We start from the raw sequence: 24,815 nt of genomic DNA, 5'->3' as shown, positions 1-24,815 counted from the left end.
TATCGTCGGTGCTGTTATGCGTACCTATGAAGTCCGCACCTACGGGTGCCAGATGAACGTCCACGACTCCGAGCGGCTGCGCGGGCTGCTGGAGGATGCGGGCTATGTCCGTGCGCCCGAGGGGGACCAGGCCGACGTCGTCGTCTTCAACACCTGCGCCGTGCGCGAGAACGCCGACAACAAGCTGTACGGCAACCTCGGGCACCTGGCGCCGGTGAAGGCGAAGAAGCCGGGGATGCAGATCGCCGTCGGCGGCTGCCTGGCGCAGAAGGACAAGGCCACCATCACCAAGAAGGCGCCCTGGGTGGACGTCGTCTTCGGCACCCACAACATCGGCTCGCTGCCGGTGCTGCTGGAGCGGGCCCGGATCGCCGAGGAGTCGCAGGTCGAGATCCTCGAGTCGCTCGACGTCTTCCCGTCGACGCTGCCGACCCGGCGCGAGTCGCCGTACTCCGCCTGGGTGTCGGTCAGTGTCGGCTGCAACAACACCTGCACGTTCTGCATCGTGCCCGCGCTGCGCGGCCGGGAGAAGGACCGCCGGCCCGGTGACGTGCTCGCCGAGGTCGAGGCGCTGGTCGCCGAGGGCGTGCTCGAGGTGACGCTGCTCGGCCAGAACGTGAACTCCTACGGGGTCGAGTTCGGCGACCGGTACGCGTTCTCCAAGCTGCTCCGGGCCTGCGGTCAGATCGACGGCCTGGAGCGGGTCCGGTTCACCTCGCCGCACCCGCGTGACTTCACCGCGGACGTGATCGAGGCGATGGCCGAGACCCCGAACGTGATGCCCTCGCTGCACATGCCGCTGCAGTCGGGCTCCGACCAGATCCTCAAGACGATGCGCCGGTCCTACCGCCGCGACCGCTACCTGAAGATCATCGAGGACGTCCGCGCCGCGATGCCGGACGCCGCGATCACCACCGACATCATCGTCGGCTTCCCCGGGGAGACCGAAGAGGATTTCCAGGGCACGCTCGACGTGGTCCGCGCGGCCCGGTTCGCCGGCGCCTTCACCTTCCAGTACTCGAAGCGGCCCGGTACGCCGGCCGAGTCGATGGAGGACCAGGTACCGCGCGAGGTGGTCCAGGAGCGCTACGAGCGGTTGGTCGCGCTGCAGGACGACATGGCGTGGGCGGAGAACAAGCTGGTCGTCGGCCGTTCCGTCGAGGTACTGGTCGCCGAGGGGGAGGGGCGCAAGGACGCCGCGACCCACCGCTTGTCCGGCCGGGCCCGCGACAACCGCCTCGTCCACTTCGCGCTGCCCGAGGGAGTCGAGAGGCCACGGCCGGGCGACATGGCAACCGTCGAGGTCACCTACGCAGCGCCCCACCACCTGGTCGCCGACGTCTTCGGTTCAGTACGCCGTACGCGCGCCGGCGACGCCTGGGAACGAGCCCAAGACGCCCCCACCCCGGTCGGCGCACCTGGCGTCATGCTCGGCATGCCCACGCTGAGCAAGCCCGCCCCGCTCGCGCCCGCAACCGGCGGCTGCCAGGTCAACTGACCTTGCCCCCGACCCCGGACCCCGCCGGGCTGCGGCTCCCCGAGGGAGCCGAGCCGTTCGCATCCGGACGCGATGCGGATGTCTACGCGGTCGACGATCAGTGGGTACTGCGCCGCTACCGCAACGGGCATCCGGTGTGGGACGAAGCGGAGTACATGCGGTGGGTGGCGAAGTACGACTATCCGGTGCCGGCCGTCCGTCAGGTCGACGGTCCGGACATGGTGATCGAGCGCCTGACCGGTTCGACCGTCGCCGAAGCCGGGATCGCCGGTGACCTCTCACCCGCGGAACTCGGCCTGATGCACGCCGACCTGCATCGCCGCCTGCACGCCATCCCCGCGCCGAGCGGCACGCCGGGTCAGGTCGTGGTGCACGGCGACCTGCACCCCGAGAACGTCATCCTGACCGCGTCCGGCCCGGTGGTCATCGACTGGCGCAACGCGACGGAGGGCACGGCGGAGTTCGACATCGCGATGACCGCCGTCATCTTCGCCCAGGTGGCTCTCGACCCCGCCTTCGCTTCTTTGTCCGGCCTGCTCCGAGAGTCGCTGTCGACCTACCTCGCCAACTCGATCGACCCGACTCCCGGCCTGGCTGCCGCCCTCGCCGCCCGGGCCGGCAACCCCACCCTCACCCCGGCCGAAAACGCGCTACTCCCAGCCCAAGCGGACCTCATCCGAACCCACGTACCGCACTAACCCGCCCCCGCCTCGCCCCCGCCCTCCGCCCCGCTGAAGCCGCACCTTGTGCACGGCCTGAGCGATTCTCGGCGGCGGATCCGCTCACGTCGTGCACAAAGTGCGGCTTTCAGGCGGTGAGCTTCGGCGTGCGCTTCGGGCGGTGCCGGTTTAGGCGTTGAGGAAGTGCTTGGGGGAGAGGGCGCGGTCGACGATGCGGAGTTCGCCGATGTGGCCGGCGAAGGTCTGCTCGATCGTGTTGGCGTAGTGGTTGGCGCCCAGCAGCCACGGGGCGCCGGTGGTGGCGAGGCCGTTCGACCGCGTCGCCGGGTTGCGGAGCAGCTCTGACGAGTCGATGTACAGCGTCGTACGGCGCCCGTCGTTGACCACCGCGAGATGGAACCAGCGACCCGCGATCTCCTCGTGTCCCCAGTTGGTGAAGGTGTCGTTCTGGTCGAGCGGGTAGACGGCCCACTGCAGTTGCCGCCCACCGGAGAAGGCCAGGTTGACGACTGGCTCGGACGTGTCGCCGCCGGTCTTGCCCGCATCGGCTCCCGTACCGAGCCGGCTGAGCAGCCCTTCCCACGAGTGGTCGAGCCCGTCGTCGGCCAGCTTCACGAAAGCCTCGATGGTGTAGCCGCCCTGGAACGTGAGCCGGTTCAGCGGTGCGTTGTCGGCCGTCCGCAGGTAGCCGCCGCGAGCCGGCTTCTTGCGACCACCGAACACCCAGCTCGCGTGGCCCGGCTGATCCGGGTGGTGCTCGGCGCTGGCCCGGAGGCTGTCGGCGGGGGAGCCGGGCAGCAGCACAGACGTCAGGTCGTTGCCGTGTCCCGAATGGTCGACGACCCGCGAGCCGACGGGCCCGTCCAACCGCCAGTACGCGACGGTCCCGGGGATCACCAACTCCCGTGCCGGGCGAGCGGGCCGCAGAGGCTCCGGGGCGAACCCGGCGAAGCGGGTGCTGAAGTCGATCGGCACGCTGAACCGGTCGACGTCGCCGGTGAGCTCGATCTCGCCCTCGGCCAGCGGGCTGCGCCGGGCCGGGTTCTGCGCCAGGATCCACGGGTTGATCGTCTCGACGTCGATCGTGTCGCGGGCCAGGTCGAAGTGGTAGAGGCGGACCATGCCGCCACCGCCGTAGTACCGGTCCTGGTAGTTCGTGAGGTGCAGGTGGACGTCGTGGCCGGCCGCGTTCCTGCGGACCGTCCGGCCGGACGGCCAGAAGTGGCCGTTCAGGGTGAGGAAGATCTGGTCGTTGCCTTCGACAAGCTGTTTCCAGACCCGGTCGCCGTGCTCGGAGAACTGCGCGACGCCGTCCCCGTCGTCGGCGTGCACGAGGTCGTGGGTGGTCAGGATCACCGGCAGTCGTGGGTGTTGCGCGATCACCTTGCGGGCCCAGGCGAAGCCCGCGTCGGAGGGCCGCCAGTCCATTGCCAGCAGCAACCATTGCCGGCCGCCCGCGCGGAACACGTGGTAGGAGTTGTACCCGTCCGGCGTCGATCCGGCGTACGTGCTCATCCGCCGGAACCGTTGCGGCCCGAACACCCGCAGGTACGGCGAATCGCCGCGCTGGTCGTCCAAGCTCCCGTCGATGTCGTGGTTGCCGGCCAGCACGCTGTACGGCATCCGGGCCCGGTCCAGTACTGCGAACACCGGGTCGGCCTGGGCGAACTCGCTCGCCTGCGCGTTCTCGACCACGTCACCCAGGTGCGCGGTGAAGACGATGTTGTCCACCCCGCGCCGCTCGACCAGGTACTCGAAGGTCGCGGCCAGCGGCGCCGCGTCCCCACGATCGAGATCGAACAGGTACTGCGTGTCCGGTACGACGGCCAGCGTGAACCGCGGATTCTCCGGATCCGGCCGGCCACCGGAGCGAGCAACCGCAGCGGCAGAATCAACCGCGGCCGAAGCAGCCGGTACTCCGGTCACCGCGGACCCGACGGCCGCGCCCGCTCCGAGAACTCCCGCCTGAAGGATCCGCCGCCTGCTGGTGCCCTGCTCGCCCATCGGTGTGCCTCCGCGCTCCAACCGCCAGGTGCCTCACGCCCCGGCGCATCGACGGCACTCTAGGGCGGCAACCGCCTCGCCCTGTGAACACGAGAAGAACTACTGGAAACCGTGCGCGATCACCGGCGGGATACTGCCGTCCCGCAGCCCGTTCAGCACCCGCAACTCGTGCGGTACGACAGGATCGGGCAATGCGTCCAGCGAGAACCAGCCGAGCCCCGACGCCTTGCCGGGCTCCATCAACCGGGGCTCGCCGGCGAAGCGGGTGGCGGTGAAGAAGAAGTCGACCCGCTCGTCGATCGGCAGCCCGTTGCCGCCGGTGCGGTGCATCGCGGTGACCGGCGTCAGGTCGGCCGGGTCGATCTCCACCCCGACCTCCTCGCGGACCTCCCGGATCGCCGCCGCCAGCACGGACTCGTCCTTCTCGACGTGCCCGGCCGGCACCGCCCAGAAGCCGTCCATGTAGCCGGTGCCGGCCCGGAGCAGCAACAGCACCTGGTCGCCGCGCCGCAAGGCCACATAGGCAGCGGGTATCACCTGAAACCGATCCATGTCGGCCAACCCTAGGTGTCGCGACCGACAGCAAAGACCGAGGGCCGCAAGGGGAGTCCCCTTGCGGCCCTCGGCGGTGAGGCTGTGAAGCTCAGGCGGGCTTGTTCGGGTTGTTCGCGATGTCGTCGTCCTGCCCGTCCAGACCGTCGAGACGGTCCTTGGCGACGTCGACACCCTGGTCGATCTTGTCGCCGTACTTGCCGCCGGTCTTCTCGTCAACGAAGTCGCCGGCCTTGTCGAGTCCTCCGCCGACCTTGTCGCCGTGCTGGTCGACGACGTCGCCGGCCTTGTCCTTGAGGTCCTCGGCCTTGCCCTTGAACTTGTCGAAGATGCCCATCTCGGGGGCTCCCATTCCTAGCGTAGTGAACTACTTACAGACAGCTAGCGGTGATCTTCCCACCAACAGGGCCCCAGGTGTGGGAGGTGATCAGCTTCCGTCGCCGGTGGTCCCGCCCTCGACGTCGCCACCGCTTTCCACGTCGCCACCGGACTCGACATCGCCACCGGACTCGACGTCGCCGCCCGACTCGACATCGCCGCCCGACTCCACGTCGCCGCCGGAGTCGGTGCCGCCGCCGCCCTTGAGTCCTTCGGCCGTGCTGTCGCCCTGGTCAAAAGCTTCCTTGGCGGCGTCGGCGCCTTCTTCGAACTGGTTCGTCACGAAATGTTCCTCCCGAGTCGGTGCTGCGCTGTGTTCGGCCCCCCGAATCGCCAATGCGGTCCGGACCGTAACTCTTGCCCCTGTTCCTACCGAACTCAGGGGGTCACCACAACCCCGGCCGGTCTTCTTTGTCCCAGAGTTCACGCCGCCCTGCGGTGGGCCCCGGCCGCACTGTCACACTAAGGAGATGGTCGAGTCACTCGTCGTCGCCGTCGTCGGTCCCACGGCGGCCGGAAAGTCCGACCTGTCGGTTGCTTTGTGCAAGCAGTTGCCGGGCGAGGTGGTGAACGCCGACGCGATGCAGGTCTACCGCGGGATGGACGTCGGCACCGCCAAGATCACCCCGGCCGAGCGGGCCGGCGTGCCGCATCATCTGCTCGACATCCTGGACGTGACCCAGACCGCCACGGTGGCCGAGTTCCAGCATCTGGCCAGGACCGCTATTGACGACTGCCTGCGGCGTCAGGTGACTCCGGTGCTGGCCGGCGGTTCGGCGCTCTACATCCGCGCGATCCTCGACGACTTCGCCTTCCCGGGCACCGACCCCGCAGTACGGGAGCGCCTGGAGGCTGAGTTGGAGGAGCGCGGGTCCGGTGAAATGCATCGCCGCCTGGCCGAAGCCGACCCGGCTGCCGCCGAGCAGATCCTGCCGAGCAACGGCCGGCGGATCGTGCGTGCGCTCGAGGTCATCGAGATCACCGGCGGCCCGTACGTCGCGACGCTGCCCGAGCACCGCTATGTCTACCCCGGAGCCGTCCAGCTCGGACTCGACGTACCGCGGCCGGTGCTGGACGAGCGGATCGATCACCGGGTGGACCGGATGTTCGAGCAGGGCTTCGTCGCCGAGGTTGAAGACCTGCTGGGCAAGGGCTTGCTGGAGGGCCGTACTGCGAACCGCGCGCTCGGCTACTCGCAGGTGATCGCGTTGCTGCGGGGCGAACTGTCCGAGACCGAGGCACGGGAGCGAACCGCCCAGGCGACCCGCAGGTTCGCCCGGCGGCAGGACTCCTGGTTCCGCAAGGACCCCCGGATCACCTGGCTGCCTTGGGATGCCCCTGATCTTGTGGACCGAGCGTTGTCCGTAGTACGAGGCAACCAAGCCGCCACCGGCAACGTAGTCGAGGTGGAAGGCCTAGGGGCTGTCGATGCGAGGGGGTGACCGGGAGGCCGAGTTCCGCGAGTACCTGGTCGCGGATCGCACCAGGCTGATGAGAACGGCGATGTTGCTCACCGCGGGGGATGTGCACACCGCCGAGGATCTGGTCCAGACCGCCTGCACGCGCGTGTACGTGCACTGGCACCGGATCCGGCACGAGGGCGCCGGACCGTATGCGCACCGCATCCTGGTCAACGCCTTCCTGGACGAGCGCCGCCGGGCCGGCCGCCACCCCGAGGTGGTGACCGCCGAGACGTTCGAGCCGAGGCTGTCCGAGCAGACGGATCCGGTGGACACACTGGCCGTCCGCAAGGCGCTGCTGGAGCTCGCGCCGCGGCAGCGGGCCGTCCTGGTGCTGCGGTACTTCGAGGACCTCGACGTGGCGAGCTGCGCCCGGGTCCTGGAGTGCACCGAGGGCACCGTGAAGAGCCAGACCGCGAAAGCGCTGAAACGACTGAAGGACCTGATGGCCGAGGATCCGGCCACCGATCCCGCGACGGGGAGTAGCTGAGAAGTGGACGACGTGAAGGCTCTGCTGACGGAGTTCGCCGACCGTGCGGTCGACGGCCTGCCGCCGGCGGACATGGAGGCGGACGTGGCGCGGGGCCGTCGCGCGCTGCGCCGGATCAGGGCGCGCCGCCGGGTCACCGGCGTCCTGTGCATCGCCGCGGCCACGACCGCCGTGCTCGCCGTGGGCAACCAGGTCAACTGGGGGGACCCGGGGAAGTCGCAGGTGGCCGGTGGCCCTGCGGAGACTCCGTCGGCGGCCGCCAGCTCAGAGCCGGAGTCCGTTGCCACCCCGATGTTGGCCGGCCCGAGCCCGCAGACCGAAGGCACCGTCTCCCTGTATTCCGCCGGTGCCGTCTCGCTGGTCGCCAACAAGGCGGCCTGGAGCAACATCGACTGCTCACTCGCCCCACTGGGCTGGGCCCCGCAAGGGACGACCGGCGGGGACCACGTCCTGCTGGCACCGCCGAACGTACGCACCGCCGATCTCAAGCCGGGCAGCGGACTGGAGTTGCGGGCCCTGCCCCAGGCGCGAAGCCTGCAGGCCACCAGGGCGACCCAGGAGTCCGGCAAGGTGTTCCACTTCGGCACCGCCGACGGCCGTGCGGCCGGCCAGGTGATGCTCGGCCAGCGCTGGCTGCTGGTCCAGCTGCCGGCCGGAACCAAGGAGTGGAACGACGACCTGCTGCGCCGCTTCCTGGCGTCCTGCCAGGTCAAGTGAGGCTGCTGACGCGCCAGAACTGGCGTAGTCGCCGCTGAGGAGGTAGGCAGGGCCTGTCCCTGTACGCCGATCCAGCGGAGGACCCGTGACTTCGAAACGCCTGGCCGCCAGCCTGACAGCGGGTGCGCTCGTCCTGGCCGGCCTGACCGCGAGCACCGCCACGGCTGCGACCGCCACCCAGAGCGAGACGCAGACCAGTAACCGCGCCCCGCGGCCTCCCGCCAAGCACGCCACCGCGATCGGCTTCGGTGGCGCTGTCGCGTCCGTCGACCCCGACGCCACCAATATCGGCCTGTCCGTACTGCGCCGTGGCGGCAACGCCGTCGACGCGGCCGTCGCGACCGCGGCCGCGCTCGGCGTGACCGAGCCGTACTCCGCCGGGATCGGCGGTGGCGGCTACTTCGTCTACTACAGCGCCAAGCACCGCAAGGTCTACACGATCGACGGCCGCGAGACCGCGCCCGCGACGATGCCGACCGATGCCTTCATCAACCCCGCCACGGGCCAGCCGTACACCTTCACGCCCGACCTGGTCACCTCCGGCGTCTCGGTCGGTGTCCCCGGCACGCTGGCGACCTGGAACTCGGCGCTGTCCTCCTGGGGCACGCTGTCGCTGGGCAAGGCGCTGAAGCCGGCCGCGCGACTGGCCGATCGTGGCTTCGTCGTCGACCAGACCTTCCGCAACCAGACGCTCGACAACAAGACCCGCTTCGCGGCGATCACGCCGACCGCCAAGCTGTTCCTGCCGAACGGCGACGCGCCCGTCGTCGGGACGGTGTTCCGGAACAAGGAGCTCGCCAAGACCTACGAGCTGATCGGCAAGAAGGGCCCGTCGGCCTTCTACACCGGCCCGCTGGCGAAGGAGATCGAGGCGACCGTCAAGGCTCCGCCGAAGGCCCCGGGTACCACCTTGCCGGTGATGCCCGGCTACCTGACGACGGCCGACCTGGCGAAGTACAAGGTGCTCCGGCAGGACCCGACGAAGGTCCAGTACAACGGTCTCGACGTCTACGGGATGGCACCGTCCTCCTCCGGCGGTACGACGGTCGGTGAGGCCCTCAACATCCTGACGCCGCAGCGGATCTCGAAGCAGAGCACCCCGCAGGCGTTGCATACCTACCTCGAGGCGTCGGCACTGTCGTTCGCCGATCGGGGCGCGTACGTCGGTGACCCGGCGTTCGTGAACGTGCCGACCAAGGAGCTGCTGTCGAAGGGATTCGGCGCCGAGCGGTCCTGCCTGATCGACCCCGCCAAGGCTGCGGTCAAGCCGGTGAAGGCCGGCTCGCCGGATGGTTCGTACACCCCGTGCGCTCCGAGCGTCGCGACCGAGGAAAGGCCTGACACGGAAGGCGTGTCGACCACGCACCTGGTCGCCGCGGACAAGTGGGGCAACGTCGTCTCGTACACGCTGACGATCGAGCAGACCGGCGGCAGCGGGATCACCGTCCCGGGCCGTGGCTTCCTGCTGAACAACGAGTTGACCGACTTCTCGACGGTCTACGACCCGGCCGACCCGAACCGGATCCAGCCCGGCAAGCGGCCGCGGTCGTCGATGTCGCCCACGATCGTGCTCAAGCACGGCAAGCCGTTCCTCGCGCTCGGCTCGCCGGGTGGTTCGACGATCATCACGACCGTCCTGCAGACGCTGACCAACCGGCTCGACCGGGGGATGACGCTGCCGCAGGCCGTGGCCGCGCCGCGCGCGTCACAGCGCAACACGGCCAACGTCACCGCCGAACCGCCGTTCATCACTGCCTACGAGAAGGCTCTGCTGCCCTACGGCCACAAGCTGGTGCCTTCGGGTGACGCCTTCACCTCAGCCGCCGAGATCGGCGCGGTCGCGGCGCTGGAGGTACTGCCGGGCGGTGGCTATCTCGCCGCGGCCGAGCCAAAGCGCCGAGGTGGCGGTGCGGCCGGCACGGTTTACCAACTCTGGCCGCGCTAGCCGCGTTTCAGGCGCTTAGGAGCATCCGGTAGCGGCGGCGGCTCGACCGGCGGTGTCTCGGCACCGCCGGCATCGAGCCAGCCGTCGTACTCCGCAACCAGCGCCTCCAGTACTGCGCTATCGGCTCCGGCCGTGATGAGGACCATCCACGGGTGGTCCTCATCGTCGTCCTCGCCCTGGAACCGGCCTCGCCGGACGACGCCGCCGAGCCGCTCCGCGACCTCCTCCGCGTCCTCCTGCTCCCAGAAGTACGCCACCAGTTCGTCTGCCATGGGCAAACCGTACGATTCCCCCATGAGCACCGGCACCTTTCCCTGGCTGAAGGGGCACGGCACGGAGAACGACTTCGTGCTGCTGCCCGACCCCGACGGGAGCGTGCACGGCGACCTCGACGCCGCCCTGGTCCGCTTCCTCTGCGACCGGTACGCCGGAATCGGTGCCGACGGCGTCCTGCGCGTCATCGAGGGAGCCCAGCAGTCGTACGTCGAGGACGGCGGCGACTGGTTCATGGACTACCGCAACGCCGACGGGTCGGTCGCCGAGATGTGCGGCAACGGCATCCGCGTCTTCGCCCGGTACCTGCAGGAGGCCGGGCTGACCGGTGACAAGCCGGTCCGGGTCGGCACCCGCGCCGGCGTGAAGGAGATCGTCTTCAACGACGACGGCACGATCACCGCCGACATGGGCGAGCCGAGCTTTCCTGGTCCGGCCGGCATCGTGGTCGAGGCGAACGGCCACCAGTGGCCCGCCCTGCACGTCGACATGGGCAACCCGCACGCCGTCGCCTTCGTGGACAGCCTGACCGAGCCCGGCTGGCTGGTCGAGCAGCCCGGCTGGTCCCCGCTGGAGGCCTTCCCTCACGGGGTGAACGTGGAGTTCGTCGTCCGCAACGGCCCGAACGAGGTGGCGATGCGGGTGCATGAGCGGGGCGCGGGGGAGACCCGCTCCTGCGGCACCGGCACGTGCGCCGTGGCCGTGGCGTCCACCCGGGCCGCTCGCCAGAGCCTGCCGGTCACGTACCGGGTCGTAGTACCGGGGGGTGTTGTGTCGGTCACTTGGCGTGAGGACAATCATCTCGAACTCACCGGACCGGCCGTTGTGCACGCTCGCGGCGAGTTCGACCGGGCCTGGTTGCCGGCCTGACGGCGCCGTTTGCCCGCCGGAAGGGGAATTCGGCGGGGCTCGTGGTCGTTGGACAGGAAATCGGGTCGCCTGTGGGGGTGAGCCGTGCCACGATGGAAGGTATATGACGACCCATTCGAATGCATACGAAGAGACCGACGTCGACCTCGACCTGATCCAGGACGACGTGCTCGACGACGAGGAGTCTTCGTCGGGTTACGACCGAGAGCTGACCACCGAGGGCCTGGAGCTCGAGGAACGCCAGGCGCTGCGGCGCGTGGTCGGGATGTCGACCGAGCTGACGGACATCAGCGAGGTCGAGTACCGCAAGCTGCTGCTGGAGCGCGTGCTGCTGGTCGGCGTGTGGACCGACGGCAGCGCCGAGGACGCCGAGAACTCGCTGGCCGAGCTGAAGTTGCTCGCCGAGACCGCCGGTTCGGAGGTGCTCGACGGGGTGATCCAGCGGCGCAAGAAGCCGGACCCGGCCACCTACATCGGTAGCGGCAAGGTGTCCGACCTGCGCAACCTGGTCGCCGCGCTCGGCGCCGACACGGTGATCGCCGACGGTGAGCTCGCGCCGGCCCAGCTGCGCAACCTGGAAGACAGGCTGAAGGTCAAGGTGGTCGACCGGACCGCGCTGATCCTGGACATCTTCGCCCAGCACGCGAAGAGCAAGGAAGGCAAGGCCCAGGTCGAGCTGGCCCAGCTGCAGTACATGAAGCAGCGCCTGCGTGGTTGGGGTGGCAACCTGTCCCGCCAGGCCGGTGGCCGGGTCGGTGCGGCTGGTGGCGGTATCGGTGGTCGTGGTCCTGGTGAAACCAAGATCGAGACCGACCGGCGCCGGATCAACACCAAGATCTCCAAGCTGCGCCGGGAACTGAAGGAGCTGAAGGGCACCCGCTCGACGATGCGCCAGGAGCGTCGCCGGCACTCGATCCCGTCGGTCGCGATCGCCGGGTACACGAACGCGGGCAAGTCCTCGCTGCTGAACCGGATGACGAACGCCGGGGTGCTGGTCGAGAACGCGTTGTTCGCGACCCTGGACCCGACCACCCGGCGGACCACCACGTCGGACGGCCGGGTCTACACCTTCACCGACACCGTCGGGTTCGTCCGGCACCTGCCGCACGACATCGTCGAGGCGTTCCGCTCGACGCTGGAGGAGGTCGCGGACGCCGACCTGCTGCTGCACGTGGTGGACGGCTCGCATCCGGACCCGATCGCCCAGATCAACGCGGTCCGCGAGGTGCTCAGCGAGATCGGTGCCTCCGACGTCCCGGAGATCATCGTGATCAACAAGGGCGACGTGGCCGACCCGATGGCGCTGGCGCCGATCCTGCACCGGGAGACCGGCGCGATCGTGGTGTCCGCGCACACCGGCGAAGGCATCGACAAACTGCGCGCGCTGGTCGAGGCAGCCCTGCCGAGCCCGGACGTCGCCGTCGACCTGCTGCTGCCCTACGACCGGGGCGACCTGATGTCCCGGATCCACTCCGAGGGCGCGGTGGACCAGCTCGAACACACCGCCGACGGCACCAGGCTCACCGCCCGGGTCCACGCGGACCTGGCCGGCGACCTGACCCCGTACGCCGTCACCGCCTGACCCAAGCACGACCGACAGCCCGGGAACTTGTTGTTCCCGGGCTGTTCCACGTCCCCCCAAGAATGGCGAGGTTCTGCATGCAAGCGGAAGAGACCCGGCAGGCGGTGGCGGCGGCAACCTCTATCGCCTCGTCGTCAGGGCTGCAGGTTGATGATGCGGTCATTCTCAACAACTCCAACAAGCTCACCCTGCGGCTGCTGCCGGGTGATGTGCTGGCTCGGGTGGCGCCGGAGAACGAGCAGAACGCCGAGTTCGAGCTCGAGGTGGCTCAGCGGCTCGCCGAAGTCGGCAGTCCGGTGGCCGCGCTCGAGCCTCGGGTGGAGCCGCGGGCCTACGAGCTCGACGGGTTCGTGGTCACGCTGTGGACGTACTACGAAGCAGCTGGAGCGATCTTGCCGGCGGACTATGCCCGGGCCCTCGAGCTGCTCCATACCGGGATGCGCAAGGTCGAGGTCGCGACGCCGCACTTCACCGATCGGGTCGAGGAGGCGCTGCTGAGTCTGGCAGACCGTGACCACACTCCGGAGCTCGTCGAGGCGGATCGGGAAGTTCTGGCCGGCACTCTGCGACGCATGAGGCGAGCAATCGAAGAGCGGCAGCCGGCCGAGCAGTTGCTGCACGGCGAGCCGCATCCCGGCAATCTGCTCAATGCCCAGGGCGGTCCGGTGTTCATCGACCTGGAAACGTGCTGCCGCGGTCCGGTCGAGTTCGATCTCGCCCATGCGCCCGAGGAGATCGCCGAGCACTATCCAGGGCTCGATCGCGACCTGCTCCGCGAGTGCCGGATGCTGATGCTGGCCATCATCATCACCTGGCGCTGGGACCGGAACGACCAACTCCCGAACGGCCCCGGGCTGGCCGCCCAGTGGATGGGCGAACTGCGCGCCGCCCTCGACTCCACGCACTGACTCCGCGGCGGTCCAGGGCCGACGGGCAAAGGCCGGCGGCCCCGGGGAAACCCGGGGCCGCCGGTGTGTTCGGCAGGTCAGTTGCGGCTGGAGACCTTCACCTTCATGGAGGTGCCGTTGCGCGACTGGACCTTGATGTTGACGCCGTGGTTCGGCACCTTGACACCCGCGGAGGGCTGCTCGGGGTACCAATAGGTCTTGGAGTCGTTGAACGTCGGGACGCCCGCCTGGCCGCGGATGTAGCTCGGCTCGCCGTTCACGTGCAGTGAGAACGAGTCGGCCTTCTCCAGTCCGAACGGAGCGTCGTAGCCGCCGACCCGCGGGCGCCAGATGTCACCGTCGAGACGGTTGATCGGGACCGGGTGCGAGTCGATCGGAAGGACCAGGCCCTGTCCGGGGTGCTGGCTGGTGTTGTTGTTGCGCTGCGAGGTGTCCCAGTACCAGAGCAGCAGGCCGTCCTGGTACGGGAAGTGCTCCACCTTGTCGGGCAGCGTGCTGGCCCAGCCGAAGTTGTACGGGCCGGTCTTCAGGTGCTTGTCGTACGAGACGTAGTTGATGTGCGACGCGAGGTAGTAGTTGTCGTACTGCGTGGTGAGGGTGGAGCCGACCGAGCTGAAGCCGTTCAGCGTCCAGCCCTCCGGCGATGCCTCCGCACCGGACTCGAGCAGGGTGGTCGCGCCGTTGGTCACCTTGATGTCGTCCGCGTGGAAGCCGAAGCCGCCGGTGTTCGCGTCCGTGGTGTAGCGCAGCTGCAGACCGATCGTCTTGCCGGCGAAGGCCGACAGGTCGAAGGTGGCCGGCTTCCAGCCGTTGCTCTTGCCGTCGATGCCGTTGCCCTCGGCCGGGTTGGTGATCGAGCCGGGAATCGGCTTGTAGCCGGTCCCGTCGTTCACCTCGACGTAGGCATAGTCACAGGCGGTGGTGTCGCAGTCCTCGATGTCCCAGTTGGCCTGCATCGTCAGGGTCGACGTACCGGCCGGGAGGGCCAGCTGGCGGTTCATGGTGTGGGTGAACTCGTCGCCCTCACCGCTCCACCAGGACTTGGTGCCGGTGGCCGGCGGCTGCAGCGGGCTCTCCACCGACTTCTTCGGCAGGGTCACCACGATGCCCTGGGCCTTGGCCGTGTTGTACTCGTGCGGGCCGAGGTCGATCGTCCGGTCCTGGCCGGCCTTGACGATCTCGTAGTCCAGCCAACCGAGCTGGAGCTTGTCCCAGGCGCTGAGGTCGGCCGCCTGCTCGCCGATGCCGCCGTCGCTGGGCTTGCCGACCCGGCTCTGCGCCATCAGGCTCCACCAGTTGACGCCGTTCTCGATCGCGGGACCGGAGGTGTCGTAGTGGTCCGGCAGGCCGAGGTCGTGGCCGTACTCGTGCGCGAAGACACTGAGGCCGCCGTTTTCCGGCTGGATCGTGTAGTCGCCGACCCACACGCCGGTGTCGCCGATCTGGGCGCCACCGATCGGGTTGGTGGCCGGGCCGCCCGGGAAGCCGGCGTACCAGCGGTGCGACCAGATGGCGTCCTCACCCTGGTGCGGGTCGCCGTCGGCCTGGTCGCCGCCGGAGTGGACGATCTGGAAGTGGTCGATGTAGCCGTCCGGCTCGTTGAAGTTGCCGTTGCCGTTGTGGTCGTAGCGGTCCCACTGGTCGAACGTCTTCAGCTCGGCGGTGATCTGCGCCGTGGTGCGGCCGGCCGCCTTCTGGTCGGCGACCCACTGGTTCACCGAGTCCTGGACCAGGGCCCAGGTGTTGTTGCAGACGTTGCCGGCGCACGGGTAGCCGTTGGACCGGCCGTAGCGGGCCTCGTTGTACTTGACCTTGACCCAGTCGGTCACCGTCCCGTCGACGCTGTAGCGGCCGGAGGACTGCTTCTCGTAGTACTTCTTCACCGAGTTGCCGGGGCCGAAGTACATGTCCTTGTAGTGCTGGTGGTTGTAGTCGGCCTGCCACACGGTGGAGTTGTCCACCGACCGGTCCGGCGCGGGGATCGCGTTGTGCAGCGGTCCCTCGAAGGTGGCCGGGCCGGGCCAGTTCGGATCGGTGTCCTTGTCGGGATAGTTCGGGTGCCGCTCGTTGCCGAACTCGGCGAGGACGACGAAGATCCGGTCGGTCTTCGCGCGACTCAGCTCGACGTACTGATCGACCTTGACCGCCTTCTTGGCGGTCCGCTGTCCCTTGGCACCGGCGGTCTTGGTCTTGGTGCCGAGCTTGACCACCGTGCTGGCGCCGCGCTTCTCCGCCTTCGCGGTGCCGTTCAGGACCTTCGTCAGGGCTTCCTGACGAAGCTCACGGCGCTTGTCCTCCAGCGGGTTGGGCAACTCGTCCGAGGCCGGTGCCTCGTTCGGTGCCGGTGCGGCCGCCTCGGCCGCCGTGGCTGCTGCCTCGCTGGACGAAGCGGCGTTCCCGGCCGACATGTACGTCAGACCGAACGTCACCGCCAGTGCCAGGCTGAACAGCCCGGCAGATATTTTGCGCTTGCGCACGATTCCCTCCCTGCTACTGAAAACACACGCCGCGAGGGTGACGCAACGTGGTCATGGCTCCCCCGAGCGTTGACAATTGCCGCGACAGTACGGGGAAATCGGGCGGGGCTGAAGTGGTTCGGGAAAATTTTCCGGGCAACAGCGGGGAATCATTCGCGCACGCAATCAGTAAGACCACTCAACACACTGGAGTACGACAACGCAGCGTGCTGGTCACCCGCGTTGGCACACTGTGCGTCATGGAACCTCTCCGCGTTGACGCTGCGCGGTCACGCGGTGACGCGATCGACCTGATGCTGCCGCTGTGGCGCGCACTGGTGGTGTTCCGGGCGATCACCTGGGGCTTCGCCTGCTTCGGCGTCTGGAGTCGCTGGGACGGCATCCACCGGCCCTCCGGCGCGGTCGTCCAGCTGGCGGTGATGGGCGGGTGGACCGTCATTGTCTCGATCGGCTACAGCCGGCACTGGGGACGCCGCAACACCCGGCTCGCGTTCGCCGACCTGGTCGTCACTGTCGGTTGCATGTTCCTCACGCTGCTCGCACAGCCGCTGCTCGACATCCGAGCCGGCGCTTCGGTGCTGACCTCGGTCTGGGCGGCCGGACCGGTGCTTGCGCTCGGCATCTCCCGCGGCCGCGACGGCGGTCTGCTCGGCGCCGCGACGATCAGCCTGGCGCTGCTTTCACTGCGAGGCGTGGACAACGCGTCGAAGGTCCTGAGCAACGTCCAGTTGCTGCTCGTCGCCGGTCTGGTCGTCGGGTACGCCGCCACCGCGATGCGCCGGGCGACCAGCCGGCTGCGCGAGGCGATCGCCGCGGAGAGCGCGACCGCCGAGCGGTTGCGGCTCAGCCGCTCGATCCATGACGGCGTCCTGCAGGTACTCGCCCAGGTGCAGCGCCGTGGTCACGCGATCGGCGGCGAGGCGGTGGAGCTGGCGAAGCTGGCCGCCGAGCAAGAGGTTGCCTTGCGCACCTTGATGGCCACCCGGCCGGTCACCGGCGACCGCGGCCGGATCGATCTGTGCATGCTTTTGTTGCCCTTGGCAACGCCTCGGGTCGACGTCGTGGTACCGGCAGAAACGGTCCTGCTGCCGACGGCGAAGGCCACCGAACTGGTGGCCGTGGTGAAGGAGGCGTTGAGCAACGTGAGCAAGCACGCGGGACCTGAGGCGCGCGCCTGGGTGGTGGTCGAGGACCTCGGTACCGACGTACTGCTGTCGATCCGCGACGATGGAGTCGGAACGACGGCGGACCGGCTCGAGGTGGACCGGGCGGACGGGCACCTCGGGGTCAGCCAGTCGATCCGCGGCCGGATCGCTGATCTCGGCGGCACCGTTTCGGTCCGGACCGCCCCGGGCGAAGGCACAGAGTGGGAAATGAAGGTGAGCAAGGCATGACGACGCGAGTCATGATCGTCGACGACCATCCGATGTGGCGCGAGGGTGTTGCGCGGGATCTCGGCAGTCGGGGGTACGACGTCTGTGCGACCGCCTCGGATGTGGCGAGCGCGGTCCGGATCGCGTTGGCGACCAAGCCGGACGTGGTGGTGATGGACCTTCAGCTCGGCGACGGCTCCGGCGTGGACGCCACTCGGGAGATCACTGCGGCGCTCCCCGACACGAGGGTCCTGGTGTTGTCGGCCAGCGCCGAGCAGGCCGACGTACTGGCTGCCGTGAAGAACGGTGCCTCGGGGTATCTGGTCAAGTCGGCGTCACTGGACGAGTTCGACGACGCAGTGCGGCGTACTGCCGAAGGCGATGCAGTGTTCAGTGCAGGGCTCGCCGGGTTGCTGCTGGGGGAGTACCGGCGGCTGGGGGCTGGGCCGGAGGTGCCTCAGCTGACAGAGCGCGAGACGGAGGTACTGCGGCTGGTGGCCCGAGGGCTGACCGCTCGGCAGATCGCCACCAGGCTGGTGCTGTCGCACCGGACCGTCGAGAACCACGTGCAGAACACTTTGCGCAAGCTGCAGCTCCACAACCGGGCAGAGCTGGTCCGCTACGCGATAGAGAACGGCATAGACGAGGAGTAACGCACGTACGCCGTACCGGTTGGGGCGGAACCGGTACGGCGTACTCAGGCGGGTCTAGCGCTACCTACAGGCCGTTGGAGAACAGCAGCCGGTTCACCGTGCCACCGGTACCGCCGCCGCTGACCTTGTTCGGCGTGGCGTTGGTCTCGATGTACGACTTGACCGTCGCAGGCGAGGCCGAGGGGCTCGTCTGCAGGTAGAGGGCAGCGACGCCGGCAACGTGCGGCGTGGCCATCGAGGTGCCGTTGTAGGAACCGGTGGTGTTCCCGGGAAGCGTGGAGACGATCGCCGAGCCCGGTGCGTAGATGTCGACGCAGGACCCCGTGCTCGAGTACGACGCGCGTGCGTCGGTGCTGGTGCTCGCGGCCACCACCAGTGCGGTGGAGATCCGTCGCGGCAGCCGGTCGCACGAGTTGGCGCCGGTGTTGCCCGCGGACGCGGCCAGGAAGACGCCGGAGTTGATCATCGCGCGCAGCGAGTTCTCCAGCGTGGTGTTCCGGCTGAAGTTCCACGATGCGTTCGCGACCGCGGGCTTCACCGCGTTCCGGGTGACCCAATCGACGGCCGCGATCGCCGACGAGGCGGTGCCGCCACCGCTGCAGTTGAGCCACTTCACCCCGTGCAGCCGGACGTTCTTGGCCACGCCGTACGAGGTGGAGCCGATGGTGCCGGCGACGTGCGTGCCGTGGCCGTTGCAGTCGGTGTTGTTGGAGTCGATGCCGTTGAAGTCGAAGCTGGCCCGGCCGCCGAAGTTCGGGTGGGTCGGGTCGATCCCGGAGTCGATGATGTAGGCGTGCACGCCGGTACCGGTGCGGGTGTAGGTGAACGACCGCGACAGCGGCAGGTTGCGCTGGTCGATCCGGTCGATGCCCCACGACGGCGGGTTCGTCTGGGTGGCGTCGAGCGCCTGGTACAGCACGTCCTGCGAGATGGCCACCACGTCAGGGTGCTTCTGCAGGGTGGCGAGCTGGGCGGCGTTGAGCCTGGCGCTGAAGCCGGTCACGGCGGTGCTGAACTCGCGCTGCGGGGTGACCCCGAGCGAGCTCTTCAGCTTGCCGAGCCGGCTGCCCTTCTTCAGCTCGACGATGTAGGTGTCCTTGACCGCGGTCACGCCGGGCTCGGCGGAGGCGGGCTGGACCAGGATGATCCGGCCGCTGGGGTCCGGGGCGGGGGCGGCACTGGCGGTGCTCAGAGCGGTAGTCAGGGCGATCGCCGGCACGATGGCGGCGGCCAGACTCAGGCGGATGCTTCGACGCACTGTTCCTCCTCAGGGAACTCATCACCCACCGGGCGGAGGGGTGATCACACTCGGTCCACAGGCGACTACGGAGTGAGTGGATGAGAAGTTAGGGCCTGCCGCCTGACGCGTCAATGAGTTCGTTAGCGCGCTGATGCCATGGCACTGAGCTGACAGGCCGGCCGTGGCGGTGACGAGGGCGATGCCGGGGACGGGGGCACGATCGGTGGGTTGCGCTCGTTCGTAGACTGTGCGTTTCCACGCCCAGTGGAATGCTCTGTGTCACGACACCCGCACCACGGGTGCCCACTCCCCGGAGGCTCAAGTGTCCCGCTCGTCCCTGGTCCGCGCGCTGTTCGCGTTCCTCGTCCTCGCGGCGTCGTCGTACGTCGTCCTGACGGCCAAGCCCGAACTGGGGCTGGATCTGCGCGGTGGTACCCAGATCGTCCTGGAGGCGAGCGACGCCCCGAACGTGAAGGCGGACAAGGAGACCACCGACAAGGCGCTGGAGGTACTGCGCCGCCGGGTCGACGCGCTCGGCGTCAGTGAACCGACCCTGACCCGCCAGGGCGAGAAGCGGATCATCGTCGAGCTGCCGGGCGTGCAGGACCCGCGCGAGGCGGCGAAGGTGATCGGCAAGACCGCCCAGCTGACCTTCCACCAGGTGCTCGACCTGGTCGAGGCCAAGCCGGCCAAGCCGGCCGCAGGCGAGCTCTACCTCCCCAACGACAACGGCCCCGGCTTCCTGCGGCTGGCCAAGCCGGCGATGACCGGTGAGAAGATCAGCGGCGCCGACGGGCTGATCGACCCGGCCCAGGCGGCGCAGGGCTGGTTCGTGCAGATGGACTTCAAGGACGACGGCGGCAAGATCTGGGCGGACATCACCGGCAAGGCCGCCTGTCAGCCGATCAACACCCCACCGCGGCAGGTCGCGATCGTGCTCGACGGCGAGGTGATCAGCGCGCCGCAGGTCGACCCGAACGGCGGCAACCAGCTCTGCAACATCGGCATCGTCGGCGGCCAGAGCACGATCACCGGCTCCTTCACCGAGGAGGAGGCCAAGGACCTGGCCGCGCTGATCGAGGGCGGCTCGCTGCCGGTCCCGGTCCAGGTCATCGACCAGCGCGTCGTCGGCCCGTCGCTGGGCAAGGACGCGATCCGGGCCAGCGCGATGGCCGGCCTGATCGGCGTCGCGCTGACCGCGCTGTTCATCATCATCGTCTACCGGCTGGTCGGCCTGATGGCCGTCTTCGGCCTGATCTCGTACGCCGGTCTGTCGTACGCCGCGCTGACCGTGATGGGTGCCACCCTGACCCTGCCCGGTCTGGCCGGCTTCGTGCTGGCGATCGGTATGGCGGTCGATGCGAACGTCCTGGTCTTCGAGCGAGCCAGAGAGGACTACATCGGCGGCCGGACCGACGGCCTGCGGCGATCGCTGCGCAGCGGCTTCAGCAACGCGTTGTCCGCCATCGCCGACTCCAACATCACCACGCTGCTCGCGGCCGGCCTGCTGTTCTTCCTGGCTGCCGGCCCGGTCCGCGGCTTCGGCGTCACGCTGAGCATCGGTGTGATCGCCTCGATGCTGTCCGCCCTCGTCATCACCCGGGTGCTGGCCGAGTTCGTCGTCTCCCGCAAGTTCGTGCTGAACCGGCCGGGGATCAGCGGTATCGCCGGCCACGGCCGGGTCCGGACCTGGCTGGAGGCGAAGAAGCCGCCGTTGATGAAGCACAGCCGTCGCTGGCTGCTCGTCACCGTCGCCGCGGTCGTGGTCAGCATGGCGGGCGTCGTCGTCAACGGGCTGAACCTCGGGATCGAGTTCACCGGCGGCCGGTTGCTCGAGGTGAGCACGGCCCAGCAGATCACCCCGGACCAGGCCCGCGCCGCGGTGGCCGACGCCGGTTACCCGAACGCGGTGGTCCAGTCGTCCGGCAAGGACGACATCACCGTCCGGACCGGCACGATCACCGACGACGAGACCGAGAAGATCCGCGCGGCGATCTCCAAGGTCGGCGGTGGCACCGAGCTGATCCGCAACGAGAGCATCGGCCCGTCGCTGGGCAGCGAGCTGCGGGACAAGGCGCTGATCGCGCTCGGGATCGCGCTGCTGGCCCAGCTGCTCTATCTGGCCGCCCGGTTCCGATGGACGTTCGGCGCGGGCGCGGTGCTGGCCCTGCTGCAGAACGTCGCGGTCGTGGTCGGTGTCTTCGCCTGGACCGGCAAGCCGATCGACGGCATCTTCCTGGCCGCGATGCTGACCATCATCGGTTACACCGTCAACGACTCGGTGGTCGTCTTCGACCGGATCCGGGAGACCCGCAACGCGCGCTCGACCGAGGTGTTCGGCCCGGTCGTCGACACGGCGATCATCAACGTGCTGCCGCGAACCATCAACACCGGTATCAGCACGTTGTTCATCCTGACCGCGCTGCTGTTCCTCGGTGGCGAGTCGCTCGGTGACTTCGCGCTGGCGCTGCTGCTCGGCATCCTGGTCGGCACCTACTCGTCGAACCTGACGGCAGCACCCCTGCTGGTCGAGCTGGAGCGCCGCTTCCCGGCACCGCCGCCGCGGCCCAAGGTGAAGCAGCGCGACCGCGACGCCGAGCCGGACCGCGGCGCCGTCGTCTGACCCTTCCGCGTGCCTGTGGGCGGTTGTCCACAGGCACGCGGGCTGTGCTTCGGAGATTGTCCGGCCCTGCGGCTAGGGTGATGCGGTGGGTGTCGAAGTGCGGGAACTCCTGGAGGCCGCGGTCTCCGGAATCGGTGGTCAGACGCGTCCGGGCCAGGTCGAGATGGCCGAAGCGGTGAACGGATCCATGCACGACGGATCGCACCTCCTGGTGCAGGCGGGCACCGGTACCGGCAAGTCGCTCGGCTACCTGGTGCCGGCCCTGATCCATGCGGTGGAGGAGCGCCGGGTGGTCGTCTCGACGGCGACCCTGACGTTGCAGTCGCAGCTGGTCGACCGGGATGTGCCGGCGTTGCTCGACGCCACCGAGAAGCTGCTGCCGCGCCGCCCGTCGTACGCGATCCAGAAGGGCCGCAACAACTACGCCTGCCTGCACCGCATCCGTGAAGGCGCGCCCGACGACGACGGCATGCTGATCGACATGCCACCGGCCGGCCCGGTCGGCCAGCAGGTGCTCGAGCTGCGCGACTGGGCCGAGCAGCAGCTGCTCGACGGCGAGGCCGGCGACCGCGACCACGCGCCCTCCCATCAGTACCAGGCCTGGCAGCAGGTCGCGATCTCCGCGCGGGAGTGCCTCGGCGCGCAGAAGTGCCCGTACGGCGAGGAGTGTTTCGCCGAGAAGGCCAAGGAGCAGGCGCGCAAGGCCGACATCGTGATCACCAACCACGCGCTGCTGTCGATCGACGCGTTCGAGAACCGCACCGTCCTGCCCGAGCACGACGTGGTGATCGTGGACGAGGCGCACGAGCTGCCGGCCCGGGTGACCGGCGCGGCCGGGGACGAGCTGTCACCGCAGATGGTCGAGCGGGCCGCCAAGCGGGCCCGCCGGTTCATCGACGACGACAAGGCCGACGACCTGATCGACGCCTCGGACGCGTTGCGGGCCGCCCTCGACGAGACGCGCGAAGGCCGGATCGAAGCGTCGAACGGGGTGGTCCTGGAGGCCGCCGCGCTGGTCCGCGACGCGGCGCGCAGCGCGTACTCGGAGCTGAACAAGAAGTCCGACGACAAGGACGACGACCCCGACGGCGCGAAACGGCAGTCCAAGGGCGCGGTCAAGGAGATCTTCGACGTCGCTGAGCGGGTCGCCGCGCTGAGCGACCTGGACGTGGTCTGGCTGGTCGACCGGGACCGGTTCGGCCGCGAGCTGCGGATCGCGCCGCTGACCGTCGCCGGGCTGCTGCGTGAGCTGGTGCTGAAGGACCGCACCGTCATCCTGACCTCGGCGACGCTCACCCTGGGTGGCGACTTCGACGCGATCGCCCGGCAGGTCGGGCTCCGGCCCGCCGACAAGCTGGAGCCCGGCGACGAGATGCCGTCGGTGGACACCGACTCGGAGACTGCCCCGCTGCCGTGGCGCGGGCTCGATGTCGGCTCACCGTTCGAGTACGAGAAACAGGGCATCCTGTACGTCGCGAAACACCTGCCGCCACCGCATCGCGACGGGCTCGGCAAGAAGCAGTTCGACGAGATCATCGACCTGATCACGGCCGCGGGCGGCCGGACGCTCGGGTTGTTCTCCTCCCGGCGCGCGGCCGAGGCGGCGACGGCGGCCGTCCGGGAGGCGACTGATCTCAAGGTCCTCTGCCAGGGCGATGCGCAGCTGGGTGAGTTGTCCCGGGAGTTCGTCGACGATCCGGAGACCTCGCTGTTCGGCACGCTGTCGCTGTGGCAGGGCATCGACGTACCGGGGTCGACCTGCAACCTGGTGATCATCGACCGGGTGCCGTTCCCGCGTCCTGACGAGCCGTTGATGGCTGCCCGGCAGCGGGCCGTGGACGAGGCCGGGGGCAACGGGTTCATGGCGGTCGCCGCGACACATGCCGCCTTGCTGCTGGCTCAGGGGACCGGCCGGCTGATCCGCCGGACCAGCGATCGCGGCGTGGTCGCGATCCTCGATCCACGCATCGTCACCGCCCGGTACGGCGGTTACCTGCGCGCCTCCTTGCCTCCGATGTGGCCGACCGCCGATCGTGAGAAGGTGCTCGGCGCCTTGAAGAGACTCCAGGACTGATGAGTCCGTCGACCAGTCCACCGGTGCTGCCGATGATGGCGGCGCTCGGCAAGATGCCGTCCGGACCGGGCTGGTCGTACGAGATGAAGTGGGACGGCATCCGGGTGATCGCGGAGGTCGACGCGAGCGGCTGCCGGTTGTGGTCGCGCAACAGCCGTGACGTCTCCGGCGGGTACCCGGAGTTGCTCGGGCTCGCGACGGCGCCGGGGCTGGAGCTGCCCGCGGTACTGGACGGTGAGATCGTCACGCTGGACGAGTCGGGCGCGCCGTCGTTCGGGTTGCTGCAACGCCGGATGCACGTTCGCGATCCGCGGCAGCTGGCCCAGCTGATCAAGCAGGTTCCCGTCTCGGTCCGGGTCTTCGACGTACTCCGGTTCGCCGGCCGGTCGTTGCTGGAGGCAACCTACGACGACCGCCGGGCACTGCTGGACTCACTCGAGCTCGAGGACCCGTTCTGGGAGGTGCCACCGGCGTACGCCGACGGTGAAGAGGCACTGGAGTTGTCCGCTTCGACCGGCCTGGAAGGCGTCGTCGCCAAGCGGCGCAAATCGCGGTACCTGCCGGGCAAACGCAGCTCCGACTGGGTCAAGGTCAAGCCGGTCCTGACCCGCGACGTGATCCTCTGCGGCTGGCACCCCGGCGAAGGCAACCGCGAGGGCAAGATCGGCTCCCTGTACTGCGGTGCCTACGACTCGCCCGGCGGCGAACTGGTTCTGATCGGCAAAGTCGGCTCGGGGCTCGACTTCGCCATGCTGGAGATGCTGAGTGCCGAGCTCGCGGCTCTCGAGGTGGACACCCCGCCGTTCAACCCGGCCACGATCCCGAACGCCGACCGCCGCGCGGCGCATTGGCTCGACCCACTCCTGGTCGCGGAAGTCACCTACTCGGGCTGGGCCGCGGACGGTCGCCTTCGCCATCCCGTCTGGCGGGGTCTCAGGCTGGACATCGACCCGGACTCCGTCATCCGCTGACCCATGTCGAGCTGCCGGCAGCGCCTCCGACGTACCGGTAGTCACGT

Annotated in this window: 21 protein-coding genes; 14 read left to right on the top strand and 7 right to left on the bottom strand. The window is 69.0% G+C overall.

Annotated elements, in window-relative coordinates; all coding sequences use genetic code 11:
• The first annotated feature begins 16 nt into the window (after window positions 1-16).
• Both miaB and ACQPYM_RS28280 read left to right on the top strand, forming a co-directional pair.
• The gene (miaB, locus tag ACQPYM_RS28285) at window positions 17-1,498 is read left to right on the top strand and encodes a tRNA (N6-isopentenyl adenosine(37)-C2)-methylthiotransferase MiaB (RefSeq protein WP_433006254.1); all 1,482 of its coding nucleotides are present in this window, start codon (window positions 17-19) and stop codon (window positions 1,496-1,498) included.
• A gap of 2 nt (window positions 1,499-1,500) precedes the next feature.
• Window positions 1,501-2,196 carry a phosphotransferase gene (locus tag ACQPYM_RS28280; RefSeq protein WP_433006251.1) on the top strand — a complete coding sequence of 232 codons (696 nt, stop codon included), beginning with the start codon at window positions 1,501-1,503 and terminating at the stop codon, window positions 2,194-2,196.
• A gap of 150 nt (window positions 2,197-2,346) precedes the next feature.
• Here the strand turns inward: ACQPYM_RS28280 and ACQPYM_RS28275 are convergent, their stop codons facing one another.
• From ACQPYM_RS28275 to ACQPYM_RS28260, 4 genes are all read right to left on the bottom strand, one after another.
• On the bottom strand, window positions 2,347-4,182 hold the full coding sequence (locus ACQPYM_RS28275; protein ID WP_433006248.1) for a LamG-like jellyroll fold domain-containing protein: 1,836 nt from the start codon (window positions 4,180-4,182) through the stop codon (window positions 2,347-2,349).
• A gap of 99 nt (window positions 4,183-4,281) precedes the next feature.
• Complete coding sequence (locus ACQPYM_RS28270; RefSeq protein ID WP_433006245.1) at window positions 4,282-4,734, bottom strand: NUDIX hydrolase; 453 nt, start codon at window positions 4,732-4,734, stop codon at window positions 4,282-4,284.
• 91 nt (window positions 4,735-4,825) lie between these two features.
• Entirely contained in the window at window positions 4,826-5,086 is a 261-nt protein-coding gene (locus ACQPYM_RS28265; RefSeq protein WP_433006242.1) for an antitoxin, read from the bottom strand.
• A gap of 75 nt (window positions 5,087-5,161) precedes the next feature.
• A complete protein-coding gene (locus ACQPYM_RS28260) occupies window positions 5,162-5,395 on the bottom strand; it encodes a hypothetical protein (protein WP_433006239.1) in 234 nt (77 codons plus the stop codon).
• Between the two features lie 187 nt (window positions 5,396-5,582).
• Here ACQPYM_RS28260 and miaA point away from each other — a divergent pair, with 187 nt between their 5' ends.
• From miaA to ggt, 4 genes are all read left to right on the top strand, one after another.
• A complete protein-coding gene (gene miaA, locus ACQPYM_RS28255; protein WP_433006236.1) occupies window positions 5,583-6,554 on the top strand; it encodes a tRNA (adenosine(37)-N6)-dimethylallyltransferase MiaA in 972 nt (323 codons plus the stop codon).
• Window positions 6,541-7,062: a SigE family RNA polymerase sigma factor gene (locus ACQPYM_RS28250; RefSeq protein ID WP_433006233.1), complete on the top strand. Its 522-nt coding sequence runs from the start codon at window positions 6,541-6,543 to the stop codon at window positions 7,060-7,062. Before miaA ends, ACQPYM_RS28250 begins: the two co-directional genes overlap by 14 nt.
• Before the next feature lie 3 nt (window positions 7,063-7,065).
• Window positions 7,066-7,779 (top strand): hypothetical protein, encoded by a 714-nt coding sequence (locus ACQPYM_RS28245; RefSeq protein ID WP_433006230.1) that lies wholly within the window; start codon window positions 7,066-7,068, stop codon window positions 7,777-7,779.
• An 85-nt stretch (window positions 7,780-7,864) separates the two neighbouring features.
• Window positions 7,865-9,724, top strand: coding sequence for a gamma-glutamyltransferase (gene ggt, locus ACQPYM_RS28240; protein ID WP_433006227.1), 1,860 nt, complete (start codon window positions 7,865-7,867; stop codon window positions 9,722-9,724).
• Here ggt and ACQPYM_RS28235 read toward each other — a convergent pair.
• Complete coding sequence (locus ACQPYM_RS28235; RefSeq protein ID WP_433006224.1) at window positions 9,721-9,996, bottom strand: hypothetical protein; 276 nt, start codon at window positions 9,994-9,996, stop codon at window positions 9,721-9,723. The genes ggt and ACQPYM_RS28235 overlap by 4 nt on opposite strands.
• 22 nt (window positions 9,997-10,018) lie before the next feature.
• Here ACQPYM_RS28235 and dapF point away from each other — a divergent pair, with 22 nt between their 5' ends.
• The 3 genes from dapF (at window position 10,019) to ACQPYM_RS28220 (ending at window position 13,357) form a co-directional block, all read left to right on the top strand.
• A complete protein-coding gene (dapF, locus tag ACQPYM_RS28230) occupies window positions 10,019-10,867 on the top strand; it encodes a diaminopimelate epimerase (RefSeq protein ID WP_433006221.1) in 849 nt (282 codons plus the stop codon).
• Between the two features lie 103 nt (window positions 10,868-10,970).
• The gene (hflX, locus tag ACQPYM_RS28225) at window positions 10,971-12,449 is read left to right on the top strand and encodes a GTPase HflX (RefSeq protein ID WP_433006218.1); all 1,479 of its coding nucleotides are present in this window, start codon (window positions 10,971-10,973) and stop codon (window positions 12,447-12,449) included.
• Between the two features lie 77 nt (window positions 12,450-12,526).
• Entirely contained in the window at window positions 12,527-13,357 is an 831-nt protein-coding gene (locus ACQPYM_RS28220; protein ID WP_433006215.1) for a phosphotransferase, read from the top strand.
• 77 nt (window positions 13,358-13,434) lie between these two features.
• On the opposite strand, the gene ACQPYM_RS28215 is transcribed toward ACQPYM_RS28220, so the two are convergent.
• Window positions 13,435-15,834, bottom strand: coding sequence for an immune inhibitor A domain-containing protein (locus tag ACQPYM_RS28215; RefSeq protein ID WP_433006212.1), 2,400 nt, complete (start codon window positions 15,832-15,834; stop codon window positions 13,435-13,437).
• Window positions 15,835-16,073: 239 nt separating this feature from the next.
• Between ACQPYM_RS28215 and macS the strand changes: the two genes are divergently transcribed.
• Complete coding sequence (gene macS / locus ACQPYM_RS28210) at window positions 16,074-17,228, top strand: MacS family sensor histidine kinase (protein ID WP_433006209.1); 1,155 nt, start codon at window positions 16,074-16,076, stop codon at window positions 17,226-17,228.
• Window positions 17,225-17,860 (top strand): response regulator, encoded by a 636-nt coding sequence (locus ACQPYM_RS28205; RefSeq protein WP_433006206.1) that lies wholly within the window; start codon window positions 17,225-17,227, stop codon window positions 17,858-17,860. Before macS ends, ACQPYM_RS28205 begins: the two co-directional genes overlap by 4 nt.
• A 64-nt stretch (window positions 17,861-17,924) precedes the next feature.
• On the opposite strand, the gene ACQPYM_RS28200 is transcribed toward ACQPYM_RS28205, so the two are convergent.
• Window positions 17,925-19,118, bottom strand: coding sequence for a S8 family peptidase (locus tag ACQPYM_RS28200; RefSeq protein ID WP_433006203.1), 1,194 nt, complete (start codon window positions 19,116-19,118; stop codon window positions 17,925-17,927).
• 304 nt (window positions 19,119-19,422) lie between these two features.
• On the opposite strand from ACQPYM_RS28200, the gene secD reads away from it, so the two are divergent.
• The 3 genes from secD (at window position 19,423) to ligD (ending at window position 24,768) form a co-directional block, all read left to right on the top strand.
• Complete coding sequence (gene secD / locus ACQPYM_RS28195; RefSeq protein ID WP_433006200.1) at window positions 19,423-21,723, top strand: protein translocase subunit SecD; 2,301 nt, start codon at window positions 19,423-19,425, stop codon at window positions 21,721-21,723.
• Window positions 21,724-21,820: 97 nt separating this feature from the next.
• Window positions 21,821-23,797, top strand: coding sequence for an ATP-dependent DNA helicase (locus ACQPYM_RS28190; RefSeq protein ID WP_433023405.1), 1,977 nt, complete (start codon window positions 21,821-21,823; stop codon window positions 23,795-23,797).
• On the top strand, window positions 23,797-24,768 hold the full coding sequence (ligD, locus tag ACQPYM_RS28185) for a non-homologous end-joining DNA ligase (RefSeq protein WP_433006197.1): 972 nt from the start codon (window positions 23,797-23,799) through the stop codon (window positions 24,766-24,768). Before ACQPYM_RS28190 ends, ligD begins: the two co-directional genes overlap by 1 nt.
• Window positions 24,769-24,815 lie beyond the last annotated feature (47 nt).

The sequence above is a fragment of the Kribbella sp. CA-294648 genome (assembly GCF_050943845.1).
GTDB lineage: Bacteria > Actinomycetota > Actinomycetes > Propionibacteriales > Kribbellaceae > Kribbella.
Note: the sequence above shows the minus strand (reverse complement) of the source record. Positions and strands in the feature narration are given on the sequence as shown.